We start from the raw sequence: 13406 nt of genomic DNA, 5'->3' as shown, positions 1-13406 counted from the left end.
GGGGGTTGCGGCGCAGAGGAGCACCGGGCTTTGGTAAGCCTGGCCTAATCTAACAGAAAGTTAGGCAAGCCTCATCTCGGGATCGACGACGGGCGGCATATCCCGGCGAGGTCGATGCCGACAAGCGCGGCGCTACCCTCGATCTGAGCCTGAGGGGGAACTCATGGAATACGTCGCTGGAAACGCGATACCGCCGGTCGTCTATGTACCCATCGGCAGCATCGATGAAGAGAGCCGAGCACAGATCGAACTGAGGCGGCTTCGGAACGGACAGCTGGCTATCGCCGCATACTCCGCGCTCGATCGGCTTCATCGTGAGCTGGGCTCGGCCCAGCCATGGATGCTCGTCCGTATCGCCGACCTCGAACGGCAAGCGGCGAGCCGAAACGTCTCGCGGGTCCTCATCGACCCGCAGATCGCGGGGTCCCGCACCTCGGGCAGTGCCGCATGAGCCGGATCGATGTCGACTCCGAGCGACTCGACGCCAACGCGGCGCAACTCGAGGAAGTCGTGGAACTGACGAAGACGGCTCTCAGCACGTTCCCCGCCGCCGTCGACGGAGGCGAAGGCTCGATACCCATCGCCGACGTCATCGCCCGCCTCACGTCGATGCTCGAGCCTTTCGGATCGAGCTACATGATGATCGCCGGGATTCTTCGAGACGTCGCTGCGGAGACGATCACCAACGAAGAGACGACCGCAGCGGAGCTGCAGAAGATCGCGGATGCGGTGGGACCGCTGTGACCGCCAGCTTCGCGATCCGCGTCGGCGGTGACCCCGCCGCGATCCGCGGCGCCGCGGAGTGGATGCGCCATTCCGCCGAGAAGGCGGCATCGGAGGGCGACCTCGTCAGCGGTGACGACGCGATCAACACCTCGACCTATTGGCAGGGCGCGTCAGCGACGGCATTCATCGATATCTCCTTCGACCTGGTGCAGGCAGCCAGGGAGATCACCGAGATAGCGGGCCCCTTCGCCGAGGCGATGCACGTGTTCGCCGGCAGGATCGAACGGATGCGCGAGCACTTCGACGGCTATCTGCAGCACGCGCAGGAGATCGGTCTTCGCGTGGTCGGCGACGAGGTCTTCCGCTCGGTCTGGGTGGGCGCGGTGCCGCAGACGACCGACGATCCGTCTTGGGATGACTGGCAGCTCCACCAGCGGCTCGAGCGGGACTATGGACGTATGCAACGTGACGTGGTCGACTGGCACGCGGACCACGAGATCTGGATCTCCGAGAACCTCGTCGCCCTGGCCGCCGGCATATCCGACACCGTCAGCGCCGAGGAGATACGCGCGACGCTTCGCGAGGGCGCCAGCACCATCCTCGATGGGGGCGCCACCTATCTCGACATCGACTGGACGAGCAGAATCGCCAGACTGCAAGCCGATGCGAAGGACTACCACGATCTGGCATCGGAGATGGTGCGCAAGTCGGGAGTCACGAACGATCCCGCGCTGCGAGCACGACTTCAGGAGAAACTCGCGGCGGGACTCCCTGACACGTTCAACGCCAGGGGCGACGACTTCGAGACCTTCTCGGAGTTCCTCACCAATGGTCGCAGGGTGTTGGAGGTCACCGGACCCGCCGGCGACGTCGTCTTCGGTGTCTGGGACATCGCCGAAGGGGAGGCCCCGCTCGACGTCGCGGTCGAATGGGCGGGAGGCGCGCTCGGTGGCGTCGTGGGAGCGGAGGTCGCCGCCATGCTCGCATTCCCCGCCATCGCGTCTGTGGGACTCGGAGCCGGCGGTGCGGCCCTCGTGGGCTGGGCCGCCTCCGAGGTGTGGGGGACAGTCGCGCCCACGTGGAAGGAAGGGATCTACGAGTTCGTCGCCGATGGGTTCATCATCGCGGGCGACATGGGCGAATCCGTGGGCGACTGGTTCTACGACGTCTCCGAGACCCTGAGCCACAGTGACTGAAAGTCGGCGTCGGCGCGTTGTCGTGGTGGCGCAGTACGCGAACGCGCGCCGGCGGCAGTGGCGGACAGACGTGATGAAGCTGTCACTCCTCATACTCTTGCTGGTGGCGGCTGCTGTGGTCGTCGCGACCGGAGACAACCCCTTCGGTGTCGTGCTGGTGATCGGGCTGGTTGCCATGGCGGCACTGGCGGCCGGCGCCTTGCGCCCCTCGAACCATCCCGGACAGGTCGAGGTGCTCACCGCGAGCGGAACGATCACCGCCCGCTCCCGACGACTCCTCATCATCTGGCTCCTCGCGCTTCTGCTCGTCGCCGCGGCGACCGGCCTCGCATATGCCTTCACGCTCGCCGCCCCGGGAGACCTTCCCCGACGCACCAGCGGTATCTTCCTCATCGCCGTCGGCTGCTTCTTCTTCGCCGCGTGGCGTCTGATCGCAGCAGTGACTTCGACTGACCTCCGACTCGACGCCGAGGGCGTCCACCTCTCCTCTCCGGTGCGCAGGTCGCGCCTGATCTCGTGGGACGAGATCGAGCTCACGACCGGCACCGACACGAGCCTCGTGCTCCTGCTGTCAGACGGCACAGAGGCGTCGTTCCCCATCGGACACCAGGCCTCGGATCCACAAGTGCTGCGCGCGCTCGTCGATCGATGCAGCGCTTTTCCCGGGGCCCGCGCACGCATCGGCGATGCGGTGCTCGACGACCTGCTCGCCGAGGCTGCACCACACGGCTCGTTCCCCGGCGATCCCCCGACCGCTCGAGCACGGAGATCACGATGAGCATCCTGCGCGAGACGACGATCGACCGGCTGGCCTCTCACCGGCCGTCCTTCACCTCGACGAGAGGGTTCAGGGTGCCTCTTTACGGGCTCGGCGCCGTCGCCCTCCTCGCCGTCAGCTTCGAGAACGAGGCCGTCATCAAGGCGCTGCTCGGCGGTTGCTTCGTGATCATGGCGCTGCTGTGGGCTCTGGCAGTCGGCGAACCGTCGATTTCCGGCGGTGTCCATGTGCGCACATCGTCCGGAGCGATCTCGGCTCCCTCGCACCGGAAGGCCGGCATCTATGCCGCAGTTCTTCTCGTCGTCAGCGCGATTCCGCTCACGCTGTATGCCTGGATGGCCGCTGCCGAGGGGCTCAGCCGACGCCTGTCGTACAACCTGAGCGCCGCGCTCGCGCTCGTCGGTGTCGGGTATGCGCTCTGGCGCCTGATCGCCGCGCTGCGCTCGGTCGATCTGCTGTTCGACGCGCGAGCACTGACTGCCGCCGCACCGCTCTTTCCCCGCCGCGCTCTGGAGTGGGATGCGATTGCCAGCGTGGTCGGCGACCGGAAGCGCCTCACCCTGACGCTGTCCTCGGGAGACACGCTTGTGCTCGACACCCGCCTGCAGCGCACGGATCACACCGTCTTGGTCGAGCTGATCAACCGGTGCGCGCAGCATCCCGTCGCTCGTGGACGTATCGGCGACGTGATCCTCGGCGACCTGCTGCTCGATGCGGCACCCGATGGAACCGAACCCCCTGGCCCCGAGCGCTCCGCCCCGGCGCACGACTGAGCACCTCGACGAGCCCTGCCGCCCAGCGGGGTCGGTTGCGCACCCCCGACCGGCTAATCGGGTGCGGAATCGACCTCACATCGAACGCGAATGCGGAACTGACCCGCCCGCGCCTGTCGCGCCGCACGAAGACCCGGGGCACAAAGAAAGCCGGCCGGATCCGTGAGGATCCGGCCGGCTTCAGGAAGTCAGCGCGCGCTCAGAGAGCGCGGATGTTCGCCGCCTGCATGCCCTTGGGGCCACGCTCAGCGTCGAATTCGACCTTCTGGTTCTCGCGGAGCTCCTTGAAACCGGAGCCGGCGATTGCCGAGTAGTGGGCGAAAAGGTCGTCCGTGCCGTCATCGGGAGCGATGAAGCCGAAGCCCTTTTCCGCGTTGAACCATTTCACAGTGCCAGTGGCCATGTGTTTTCTACTTTCTGTTTTCAAACGGCCGCTTGCGCGGCCCACGCCGTGTCGGAACGTCCGACATACGCGCTCGCTCAACGTACCACGGCGGGCTGACCGTTGGCCATGAACTCCGACTTCTTCTGGATCACGGCCGCTTCTGTGCGCGTGCCGACACCAAGTTTGCGCAGAACGGCAGACACATGAACGCTGACCGTCTTCGTGCTGATGAAGAGCCGCTCGCCGATCTGCCGGTTGCTCAGCCCCTCGGCGATCAGCGCGAGCACCTGCCGCTCACGTGCGGTGAGCGGGACGGAACCGGCGGTGGAATGCTCGGAGACGGATGCCGGAGCGAGGCCGGACGCCGCGGAGAACGCCCCGACCAACCGCGTCAGCGGCACGTGTCCGAGGCGTTCGGCCTCGCGAAGCGCTGCGGCGAGCACGGGGGTGGCAGCCGCGCGATCTCCGGCGTCGACGAGCAGCCGCGCGAGAGCGAGACGGGTGGTCACACGAAAGGTCACGGGAACGTCGTCGTGGTCGGCGAGGGCGACGGCTGCCTGCAGGCCCGGGATCGACGGCGCGAGGAAGGCCTCGAGGATCGACCCCCAGGCGTCACCGAGCAGCGGGGTGGGCTGTCCGAGCCAGGCACCGCGCACCTCGCCGATCGCGTCGCCGACGTCGGACCCCGAGGCCCGGAGTTCGGCGATCATCCACGCCGCCTCGAGCAGCAGGCGCCGCTGGTGCAGGAACACCGGCCCGTCATCGGCGAGCATCCGTCTCACCTCGTCGAGCGCATGCGCCAGGTCGCCGCGGCCCGCGGCGACCGCCACGCGCATCATGACCTCGTCGTACCAGATCTGCCGCTCGACCCGACCGGTCTCCTCGAACGATGGGCGCCATTCGCGCAGGATCTCGGCGGCCTCTTCATGACGGCCCCGCCAGGCCAGCACCCGCACGCGGGTCATCGTCGAGTACATGTGCGAGATGCGCAGGGTGCGCTGCGCGAGCTCGCGCGCCAGGATCTCCTCGACCTGCTCGACCTCACCCCGCTCGAGCAGCGGCACCGCCATGTTCTGTGTCATCAGTGCGCCGGTCGTGCGTTCGACGCCGAAGGCTCGGGCCGGAGCCAAGCCGTCTTCGGCGACGCGGATCGCATCGTCATAGCGCCCCAGCAGCCCGAGCAGGTCGGAGTAGTTGACCCGATACCGCATCTCGGCGTTCGTGCCCTTCGCCAGGCGCAGCGCCAGCGCGTACTCCCGGTGTCCTGCCTCGAGATCGCCGAGGTGGGCCAGGGCACCGCCGCGCACGTTCGCAGCGATCGACTGCTCGTCGTCGGAGCCTGCACGCTCGGCATGCTCCCCCGCCTCCGTGGCCAGCGCGATCGCCGTCTGGAGGCGTCCCGCGATCATGTGCCTGCTGGCCAGCTGGTTGAGGATGGATGCCCGCAGACGATCGTCGGCGACCCGCCCCTCGAGGGTGGCCAGCGCCTGCTCGAGCAGCGGGATGGATCCGGCGCGGCCGAGATTCATCAGGTAGTAGGCCCTGTCGCGCAGCAGCCGCGCGTGCATGCGCGGGTCGACCGTCTCGGGGTCGACCTCGCCGAGTGCGAGCGTGACCACGGCGAGCGCCCGCTCTCCGTCGCCGGCGTTGCGCAGCACCGAACCGAGGGTGCGCAGCAGCTCGAATCGCTCGACGCCGACGATGCTCGCCGCGTCGGGCACCTGGATCCACAGGTCGAGCGCAAGCTCGCCGAAGCGCGCCGCGCTCGCGAAGGCGAAGCGCGACTTGGCGTCGAGCATCGCGGTGACGGCGGCGGCGAGCGCCCGCCGGGCGTCCTGCGCGAGCTGCCAGTGGTACGCGAGCGCAGCCGGATCCGCGCCGTCGTGGTCATTCGCCTCGAGGGCCTCGGCGTAGGCGCGATGCAGGCGCGCTCTCGCACCGGGGAGCAGGTCGTCATGCACCGCTTCGCGCAGCAGGGCATGGCGGAAGCGATAGTCGTCGTCGACCACCACGAGGATGCCGCTGAGCGTGGCCTCGCGGATGCCGTCGTCGAGTCGATCCTCGGGCAGCCCTGCGAGCTGCGCGACGAGGGGGTGCGACAGTGGCCGCTCGGCGCCCGACATCACCTGCACCACGCGTCTCGCGTCGTCTGCGAGGCGGTCGAACCGAGCCAGCAGCAGGTCGCGCAGGGACCCGGGCAGCGGTCCTGCCGAGCATCCGGCCAGCTCCTCGACGAAGAACGGCACACCCTCTGCCCGTTCGTGGATGCGGTCGAGCGCGGCATCGCTGAGAGTCTCACCCGTGATCGACTCGGCGAGCTCTCGGACGGCCGACGCCTCGAGCCGCTCGACCGCGACCCGTTCGAGCAGACGGCCGCGGGTGGATTCGCCGATGAAGCGGCTCACGGCGTCGCCGCGGCGCACGTCGTCGCTACGGCAGGTGAGGACGAGGAGGATGCGACCGTGGGCCAGCGCGCGCAGAAGAAAAGAGAGGAGCGCGAGGGTCGATTCGTCGGCCCAGTGCAGATCTTCGACGACGAGTACCTGTGGTGCGTGCTCGGCGGCGGCCTCGATGAGGGCCGCGATCGCGTCGCGCAGCCGGTCGGGGCTGGTCTGAGAGCGCTCGGTCGGGTTGAGCTCAGGAAGGAGCATGCCCAGCGCCTCGACCCCGACCCCGAGTTCCTCGCGCACACGATCTGCCCCCAGGCGCGCCACGATCGATCGCAGGATGCCGGTGAGCGGCCCGAAGGGCGTGCGCGATGCGCCGAGGTCGAGGCACCACCCGACGTGGACGTCGGCGCGGGCGGCGATCTCGTCGCCGAACTCGCGCAGCAGCCGGGACTTGCCGATGCCGGCCTCACCCTCGACGAGCACCGCCGTGGGCGTGCCATCGACGGCCCGCCCGAAGAGTCCGCGCACGATCGCGAGCTCGGACTCACGGCCGACCATCACGGTGCTCGGAGCAGACGGGGGCATGGACTCATCGTCCCACTCCCCTCCGACATCCGGGGCGGTCTCTGCCTCCGTCGTCGGCGGAGTGGAACTCACCGAATCGGGGCCGGTTCGCACCCGGCCGGCGGGCGCCTCACCGCGGCAGCGGACGCATCCGGCCCGCGCATATCAGCCGAACGCGCGCCGAGCGCGACAGACCGCGCGCCGGCGCCGGTGTCGGTGCCGCGAGCACCGGTGAGCGCGCGCCGCATCCGCTGCCCGAGCCGGCGGATCGGACCCGCGGCCCGCGGGACGATCTGATCGGCGTGCTCTTCGAGGAAGAACCGGCGGTCGGCGGCCTGCCGGATCTGCTCCTGGTCGTGCTCGCTCACCGTGTAGGCGAGATAGGGGTGTTCGTACATGACATCTCCTCTGTCGGAATGTCTCCACACTCCGCTCTGAGGTGCCCGAGGAACATCGGGCGGATGCCCTATCTTCGTGCGCTCGACGACCTACTCGCGCGTTCGCCCCGCACACGGAACGAGGCCCGAACGGCGACGGGGACGACCGCCGTTCGGACCTCTCGCCTGACGAGTGTCAGGCCTTCACGTCACCGCGCCAGGCGCCGGTCTCGGCACCGTGCTTCTCGATGAACTCCTTGAAGTTCTTCAGATCCTTCTTGACCGCGTGCGATCCCGCACCCACGAGTGCGCCGACCTTCTCGAGAAGCCCCTCGGGCTCCCAGTCGATCTGCACGGTCACGCGGGTCGTGAGGTCTTCGATCCTGTGGAAGGTCACGACTCCCGCGTGCTCGGTGTCGCCGCCCAGGCTGTTCCAGGCGATGCGCTCGTCGGGGTGCTGCTCGGTGATCTCGGCGTCGAACTCACGCGTCGCGCCGCCGACCTTCACGGTCCACCTGTTGTGCGTGTCGTCGATCTGGACGATCGACTCGACCTCGTCGAGGAACTGGGGGAAGCTCTCGAACTGGGTCCACTGGTTGTAGGCGACGTCGATGGGAACGTGGACGTCGATGGTCTCGATGATCTGCACCATAGGATGCTCCTCACTGCTCGTCGTTCGTGTCATCCCATTCAGCGCCCGGTCGAGAACGTTGGCGACGGGGTTGACATCTCGGTCGAACGCGGGCGCTTCCGGTGAACGCCACCCGAGTAGCGTTGACGACATGCGCATCCACGCCGCGATCCGCGCCTCGAAGCGCTCACCCCTGCTGCAGGTGGTGAAGTCCGCCGCCGCCACGATCGCCGCGTGGCTGCTCGCGGGCTGGGTCGTGCCGGGACAGCTGCCGGTGTTCGCTGCGATCGCCGCACTGCTCGTGGTGCAGCCGAGCGTCAACCAGTCGCTGTCGAAGGCGCTCGAGCGCAGCATCGGCGTGATCGTCGGCGTCGTGATCGCCGTCCTGCTCGGCCTGCTGCTCGGATCGCCGAGCTGGATCGTGCTGCTCGCGATCGTCGTCGCGATGCTCGTCGCGTGGGCGCTCCGGGCGACGCCCGGCACCGGCAACCAGGTCGCGATCTCCGCGATGCTCGTGCTCGCGCTCGGATCGACGCCCGACTACGCGCTCGCCCGCATCGTCGAGACCCTGATCGGCGTGGCGATCGGCATCGTCGTGAATGCACTGATCGTGCCGCCGGTGCTCGTCGCCCCTGCTCGCCGCGACCTCGGCATGCTCGGCAAGGAGCTCGCCGCGAGCCTCGACCGGCTGGCCGACGCCCTGCCCGAACCGCAGACCCCGGCCAGGCTGCAGGAGATGATGCTCGAGGCGCGGCTGCTGCGGCCGATGAAGGATGCGGCCGAGGCGGCGATCGAGGCCGGTGAGGAGTCGCTCACCCTGAACCCGCGACGGTCGACGCATCGCGAAGAACTCGTCGAGATGCGCGCGCTGCTCGAACGCCTCTCACCGATCGTCACGCAGACGATCGGCATGACCCGCGCCTACTTCGACCACTACGACGATTCGATCGGCCAGGAGCCGGCGGTCGCCGCCATCGCCGAGCAGCTGCGCCGCGCCGGACACGACGTGCGACTGGCCGTGCAGATCGCCGACGTGGCGCCGGAGCCCGACACCCTGACCTCGGCCATCCCCGCGCTCACGGCACCGCTCGTGATCAGGCCGCCGGCATCGACGCACTGGATCCTGATCGGATCGCTCATGGAAGACCTGCGGCGCATCCGCGGCGAGCTCGTCGACGAGGACTGAGCGCCGGGCCCGGTGTCAGTCCTCGTCGGGGTCGTCGGCGAGCACATCGCCGTCATCGTCGGATGCGGGATCGGACGGGACGACCGTGGGCGGCTCTCCCTTGTTGTCCTCGGCGCCGAGGTTGTCGTTCTCCTCGGTTGCGGGCGACTGCTCGGTGCTGATGTCGTTGCTGTCGGTGCTCATGCGCGTTCCTCTCGTCGATGTTCGGACTGCGTGGGTGAGACATTACGACTGTCCCCGCGAACAGACCCGGGCCTTGACAAGCCCCGAGGCCTACCCTGGTCTCATGTCTGACACCACCGTCGCTGAAGCGCTGGCCGAGCTGGCCGCCATCGAGGATCCCACGATGCGCGCCGCGAACGAGAAGCGCGGCGACGACCACGGCATGAACCTCAGTCGGCTTCGCGGGGTGGCGAAGCGCATCAAGACGGACCAGCCGCTCGCGAAGGAGCTGTGGGCGACGGGCGAGACCGGCCCTCGTCTGCTCGCCCTGCTCATCTGCACACCGAAGCAGTTCACCGCCGACGAACTCGATGCGATGCTGCGCGAGACCCGACCACCGAAGGTCAACGATTGGTTCGTGAACTACGTCGCCAAGAAGTCGCCGCTCGCCGAAGAACTGCGTCTGCGCTGGTTCGACGACTCCGACCCGACGGTCTCCGCCGCGGCGTGGTCGCTCACGACCGTCCGCGTGGCGAAGGACGCCAAAGGCCTCGACCTCGACCACCTGCTAGACCTGATCGAACGCGATCTGAAGGATGCACCGAAGCGCCTGCAGTGGGCGATGAACGAGACGCTCGCGAACATCGGCATCTTCCACCCCGAGCTGCGCCCCAGGGCGCTGGAGATCGGTGAGCGCCTGCAGGTGCTGGCCGACTATCCCACCGCTCCGGGCTGCACCTCGCCCTTCGCTCCGGCGTGGATCGGCGAGATCGTGCGGCGCCGCGAGGGCTGAGCATCCTCGTCGGTTCCTCATCAGTGGCGTCAGTACGCTGAATTCATGAGCACGCACATCGCCGCAGAGCCCGGTCAGATCGCCCCCATCGTCCTGTTCCCCGGCGATCCGCTGCGGGCGAAGTGGATCGCCGAGACCTTCCTCGACGGTGCCGAGCTGTACTCCGAGACCCGCGGGATGCTGGGCTACACCGGCACCTGGGAGGGCCACCGCGTGTCCGTTCAGGGTTCGGGTATGGGCCAGCCGTCGATGGCGATCTACGCGAACGAGCTGTTCGACGAGTACGGCGTGCAGACCATCGTGCGCGTCGGATCGTGCGGTGCGCTGACCGAGAAGCTGAAGGTGCGCGACATCATCATCGCCAACGGCGCCTGCACGGATTCCGGCATCAACCGCGTGCGCTTCCACGGTCTCGACTACGCGCCCGTCGCGGACTTCGGCCTGCTGCGTGCGGCGGTCGAGGCGAGCGAGGCGGAGCCCCTGGACTCGGCCGTGCACGTGGGGCTGCTCTTCTCGAGCGACCAGTTCTACAGCACTCGCCCCGAGCTCACCGAGCCCTTCGTGAAGCACGGCGTGCTCGGTGTCGAGATGGAGGCGGCGGGCCTGTACACCCTGGCCGCCTACTACGAGCGCCGCGCCCTGGCCATCTGCACGGTGTCGGATCACATCGTCACCGGCGAGGAGACCACCGCGCAGGAGCGCGAGCAGACGTTCGGCGACATGATCCGCATCGCGCTGCGCGCCGCGACGTCGGTCTGACGCGTTCACAATTCAGCATGAGATCGTGCTGACCGTTCGAATCCGGTGATCTCGGCCGCATCGGACGATTCCCTGCTGAGTACTGCACGAGGTTCGCCCGTGCCGAAGGTGGGATGATCGACAGACCATGCCTGCGATCCTCGACCCGACCACACTGACCGACGGATCCGATGCGGATGCCGTGTACACGGCGTTCGTCGAGTGGGCCGAGTCGACCGGCATCAGCCTCTATCCCGCGCAGGACGAGGCGGTCATCGAGATCGTCTCGGGCAACAACCTGATCCTGTCGACCCCCACCGGCACCGGAAAGTCGCTCGTCGCGGTCGGCGCACACTTCGCCGCACTCGTCGAGGGCCGCCGCTCGTTCTACACGGCCCCGATCAAGGCCCTGGTGAGCGAGAAGTTCTTCGCGCTCGTCGACGTGTTCGGCGCGTCGAACGTCGGCATGATCACGGGCGACTCCTCGGTCAACGCGGACGCTCCGATCATCTGCTGCACGGCCGAGATCCTCGCGAACCTCGCACTGCGCCAGGGCACGGATGCCGCGGTGCACCAGGTCGTCATGGACGAGTTCCACTTCTACGCCGACCCCGACCGCGGATGGGCGTGGCAGGTGCCGCTGCTCGAGCTGCCTCAGGCGCAGTTCATCCTCATGTCCGCGACCCTCGGCGATGTGTCGCAGCTGTCGAGCGACCTCACCCGCCGGACCGGCCGGGACACGGCATCCGTCACCGGCGTCGAACGCCCGGTGCCGCTGCACTACTTCTACGAGACGACGCCGATCCACGAGACGATCGACGACCTGCTGAGCACCAGACAGGCCCCCGTGTATGTCGTGCACTTCTCGCAGGCCGCCGCGATGGAGCGGGCCCAGGCGCTGTCGAGCACCAAGGTCGCCACGCGTGAGCAGCGCGACGAGATCGCAGCTCTCATCGGCGGCTTCCGCTTCACGACCGCGTTCGGCAAGACCCTCTCGCGCTTCCTCCGCGCCGGCATCGGGGTTCACCATGCCGGGATGCTGCCGAAGTACCGCCGCCTGGTCGAACAGCTCGCGCAGCGCGGCCTGCTGCGCGTGATCTGCGGCACCGACACTCTCGGCGTCGGCATCAACGTGCCGATCCGCACGGTGCTGCTCACGGCGTTGACGAAGTTCGACGGCACGCGGATGCGCCACCTCAGCGCCCGCGAGTTCCACCAGATCGCGGGCCGAGCGGGGCGGGCGGGCTTCGACACCGCGGGCACCGTCGTCGCGCAGGCTCCGGAGCACGAGAGCGAGAACGTCGCCGCGATCAAGAAGGCCGGCGATGATCCGAAGAAGAAGCGCAAGATCGTGCGCAAGAAGGCGCCCGACGGCTTCGTCTCGTGGGGCGAGCCGTCGTTCCGAAAACTGATCGATGCCGAACCAGAGACACTGACCTCGCACATGCAGATCACGAGCGCGATGATGCTCAACGTGATCGGTCGCGGCGGCGATGTCTTCGGCAATATGCGCGCCCTGGTATATGACAACCACGAACCCCGGACGAGGCAGCGCGAGCTCGCTCTGCGCGCGATCGGCATCTACCGGACACTGCTCGAGTCGGGTGTCGTGGAGCAGACAGAAGACGGCGAGATCCGCCTCACGGTCGACCTGCAGCCGAACTTCGCGCTGAACCAGCCGCTGTCTCCGTTCGCCCTCGCCGCGTTCGAGCTGCTCGACCCTTCGACAGGCTCAGGGACCCCGGACAGGACAGGGACCCAGCACGTGACGGCGGGCACCGGGTCGTACGCCCTCGACATGATCTCGATCGTGGAGTCGACGCTCGACGACCCGCGGGCCATCCTCGGCCAGCAGGAGTTCCAGGCACGCGGCGAGGCGGTCGCCGCCATGAAGCGCGAGGGGATCGAGTACGACGAGCGCATGGAGCTGCTCGAAGAGGTCACGTATCCGAAGCCCCTCGACGAGCTGCTGAGCGCGGCCTTCGAGACGTTCAGTGCGGCGCAGCCGTGGATCCGCGACTTCGAGCTGCATCCGAAGTCCGTCGTGCGCGACATGTACGAGCGGGCCATGTCGTTCGGGGAATATGTCGCCTTCTACAAGATCGCGCGCTCCGAAGGAGTCGTGCTCCGTTACCTCTCCGACGCGTATCGCGCGGCCTCGCAGACGATTCCTGAAGAGGCGAAAGACGAGGATCTGCGCGACCTCATCGAATGGCTCGGTGAACTCGTGCGCCAGGTCGACTCGAGCCTGCTCGACGAGTGGGAGGAACTCATGAACGGAGTGCTGCAGGATCCCGACGAGGAGCCGATCGTCCCGCCGGCACCCAAGCGCCTGACGTCGAACACGCGCGCCTTCCGCACCCTCGTGCGCAACGAGCTGTTCCGCCGTGTGCAACTCGCGGCGCGCGAAGATGTCGCGTCCCTCGCCGAGCTCGACCCCTCCTTCGGCGCGGATGCCTGGTCTGACGCGCTCGACGGCTACTTCGCTGATCACGACGAGATCCTCACCGGAGCGAACGCCCGCAGCTCGCAGTTGCTGCTGCTCACCGAAGGCGCCACCGAGTGGACGGTCCGCCAGATCCTCGACGACCCCGCCGGCGACCACGACTGGGGCATCTCGGCCACGGTCGATCTCGCCGCCTCCGACGAGGAGGGCGCCGCGGTCGTCACCGTCACGGGAGTGGATCGGCTCTAGCGCGTCGCCTGG

Annotated in this window: 14 protein-coding genes; 9 read left to right on the top strand and 5 right to left on the bottom strand. The window is 68.1% G+C overall.

Features of this window, described 5'->3' with window-relative positions:
- Nucleotides 1–163 precede the first annotated feature (163 nt).
- The 5 genes from IXW21_RS04890 (at nt 164) to IXW21_RS04870 (ending at nt 3473) form a co-directional block, all read left to right on the top strand.
- Complete coding sequence (locus tag IXW21_RS04890; protein ID WP_194763135.1) at nt 164–451, top strand: SAV_915 family protein; 288 nt, start codon at nt 164–166, stop codon at nt 449–451.
- Nucleotides 448–744 carry a hypothetical protein gene (locus IXW21_RS04885; protein ID WP_194763134.1) on the top strand — a complete coding sequence of 99 codons (297 nt, stop codon included), beginning with the start codon at nt 448–450 and terminating at the stop codon, nt 742–744. The genes IXW21_RS04890 and IXW21_RS04885 overlap by 4 nt, the downstream gene beginning before the upstream one ends.
- Entirely contained in the window at nt 741–1922 is a 1182-nt protein-coding gene (locus tag IXW21_RS04880) for a hypothetical protein (protein WP_194763133.1), read from the top strand. The genes IXW21_RS04885 and IXW21_RS04880 overlap by 4 nt, the downstream gene beginning before the upstream one ends.
- A 103-nt stretch (nt 1923–2025) precedes the next feature.
- Complete coding sequence (locus IXW21_RS04875) at nt 2026–2700, top strand: hypothetical protein (protein WP_194763132.1); 675 nt, start codon at nt 2026–2028, stop codon at nt 2698–2700.
- Nucleotides 2697–3473 carry a hypothetical protein gene (locus IXW21_RS04870; RefSeq protein ID WP_194763131.1) on the top strand — a complete coding sequence of 259 codons (777 nt, stop codon included), beginning with the start codon at nt 2697–2699 and terminating at the stop codon, nt 3471–3473. Before IXW21_RS04875 ends, IXW21_RS04870 begins: the two co-directional genes overlap by 4 nt.
- Before the next feature lie 199 nt (nt 3474–3672).
- Here IXW21_RS04870 and IXW21_RS04865 read toward each other — a convergent pair whose 3' ends face one another.
- The 4 genes from IXW21_RS04865 to IXW21_RS04850 all read right to left on the bottom strand — a co-directional run bounded on the left by IXW21_RS04865 (nt 3673) and on the right by IXW21_RS04850 (nt 7841).
- A complete protein-coding gene (locus IXW21_RS04865) occupies nt 3673–3876 on the bottom strand; it encodes a cold-shock protein (RefSeq protein WP_056310329.1) in 204 nt (67 codons plus the stop codon).
- 77 nt (nt 3877–3953) lie between these two features.
- Complete coding sequence (locus IXW21_RS04860) at nt 3954–6833, bottom strand: helix-turn-helix transcriptional regulator (RefSeq protein WP_194763130.1); 2880 nt, start codon at nt 6831–6833, stop codon at nt 3954–3956.
- Nucleotides 6834–6901: 68 nt separating this feature from the next.
- Nucleotides 6902–7210, bottom strand: coding sequence for a hypothetical protein (locus IXW21_RS04855; protein WP_194763129.1), 309 nt, complete (start codon nt 7208–7210; stop codon nt 6902–6904).
- 175 nt (nt 7211–7385) lie between these two features.
- Nucleotides 7386–7841, bottom strand: a complete 456-nt coding sequence (locus IXW21_RS04850; RefSeq protein WP_194763128.1) for an SRPBCC family protein — start codon at nt 7839–7841, stop codon at nt 7386–7388.
- 130 nt (nt 7842–7971) lie between these two features.
- Here IXW21_RS04850 and IXW21_RS04845 point away from each other — a divergent pair, with 130 nt between their 5' ends.
- Nucleotides 7972–9006, top strand: a complete 1035-nt coding sequence (locus tag IXW21_RS04845) for an FUSC family protein (RefSeq protein ID WP_194763127.1) — start codon at nt 7972–7974, stop codon at nt 9004–9006.
- Between the two features lie 15 nt (nt 9007–9021).
- On the opposite strand, the gene IXW21_RS04840 is transcribed toward IXW21_RS04845, so the two are convergent.
- Nucleotides 9022–9189 carry a hypothetical protein gene (locus tag IXW21_RS04840; RefSeq protein WP_194763126.1) on the bottom strand — a complete coding sequence of 56 codons (168 nt, stop codon included), beginning with the start codon at nt 9187–9189 and terminating at the stop codon, nt 9022–9024.
- 103 nt (nt 9190–9292) lie between these two features.
- Here IXW21_RS04840 and IXW21_RS04835 point away from each other — a divergent pair, with 103 nt between their 5' ends.
- From IXW21_RS04835 to IXW21_RS04825, 3 genes are all read left to right on the top strand, one after another.
- Complete coding sequence (locus tag IXW21_RS04835) at nt 9293–9961, top strand: DNA alkylation repair protein (RefSeq protein WP_194763125.1); 669 nt, start codon at nt 9293–9295, stop codon at nt 9959–9961.
- Between the two features lie 45 nt (nt 9962–10006).
- Nucleotides 10007–10720 carry a purine-nucleoside phosphorylase gene (deoD, locus tag IXW21_RS04830; protein ID WP_194763124.1) on the top strand — a complete coding sequence of 238 codons (714 nt, stop codon included), beginning with the start codon at nt 10007–10009 and terminating at the stop codon, nt 10718–10720.
- A 127-nt stretch (nt 10721–10847) separates the two neighbouring features.
- Nucleotides 10848–13394 carry a DEAD/DEAH box helicase gene (locus IXW21_RS04825; protein WP_194763123.1) on the top strand — a complete coding sequence of 849 codons (2547 nt, stop codon included), beginning with the start codon at nt 10848–10850 and terminating at the stop codon, nt 13392–13394.
- Nucleotides 13395–13406: the final 12 nt, after the last annotated feature.

Source organism: Microbacterium sp. UFMG61, assembly GCF_015354505.1.
Taxonomy (GTDB): domain Bacteria; phylum Actinomycetota; class Actinomycetes; order Actinomycetales; family Microbacteriaceae; genus Microbacterium.
This window is presented reverse-complemented; position numbering and strand designations above follow the sequence as displayed.

What these genes read in the sequence shown, in the direction of transcription:
- IXW21_RS04890 (WP_194763135.1), top strand. Translation starts at nt 164, where the DNA reads ATGGAATACGTCGCTGGAAACGCGATACCGCCGGTCGTCTATGTACCC.
- IXW21_RS04885 (WP_194763134.1), top strand. Translation starts at nt 448, where the DNA reads ATGAGCCGGATCGATGTCGACTCCGAGCGACTCGACGCCAACGCGGCG.
- IXW21_RS04870 (WP_194763131.1), top strand. Translation starts at nt 2,697, where the DNA reads ATGAGCATCCTGCGCGAGACGACGATCGACCGGCTGGCCTCTCACCGG.
- IXW21_RS04865 (WP_056310329.1), bottom strand. Translation starts at nt 3,876, where the DNA reads ATGGCCACTGGCACTGTGAAATGGTTCAACGCGGAAAAGGGCTTCGGC.
- IXW21_RS04860 (WP_194763130.1), bottom strand. Translation starts at nt 6,833, where the DNA reads ATGCCCCCGTCTGCTCCGAGCACCGTGATGGTCGGCCGTGAGTCCGAG.
- IXW21_RS04855 (WP_194763129.1), bottom strand. Translation starts at nt 7,210, where the DNA reads ATGTACGAACACCCCTATCTCGCCTACACGGTGAGCGAGCACGACCAG.
- IXW21_RS04850 (WP_194763128.1), bottom strand. Translation starts at nt 7,841, where the DNA reads ATGGTGCAGATCATCGAGACCATCGACGTCCACGTTCCCATCGACGTC.
- IXW21_RS04845 (WP_194763127.1), top strand. Translation starts at nt 7,972, where the DNA reads ATGCGCATCCACGCCGCGATCCGCGCCTCGAAGCGCTCACCCCTGCTG.
- IXW21_RS04840 (WP_194763126.1), bottom strand. Translation starts at nt 9,189, where the DNA reads ATGAGCACCGACAGCAACGACATCAGCACCGAGCAGTCGCCCGCAACC.
- IXW21_RS04835 (WP_194763125.1), top strand. Translation starts at nt 9,293, where the DNA reads ATGTCTGACACCACCGTCGCTGAAGCGCTGGCCGAGCTGGCCGCCATC.
- deoD (WP_194763124.1), top strand. Translation starts at nt 10,007, where the DNA reads ATGAGCACGCACATCGCCGCAGAGCCCGGTCAGATCGCCCCCATCGTC.
- IXW21_RS04825 (WP_194763123.1), top strand. Translation starts at nt 10,848, where the DNA reads ATGCCTGCGATCCTCGACCCGACCACACTGACCGACGGATCCGATGCG.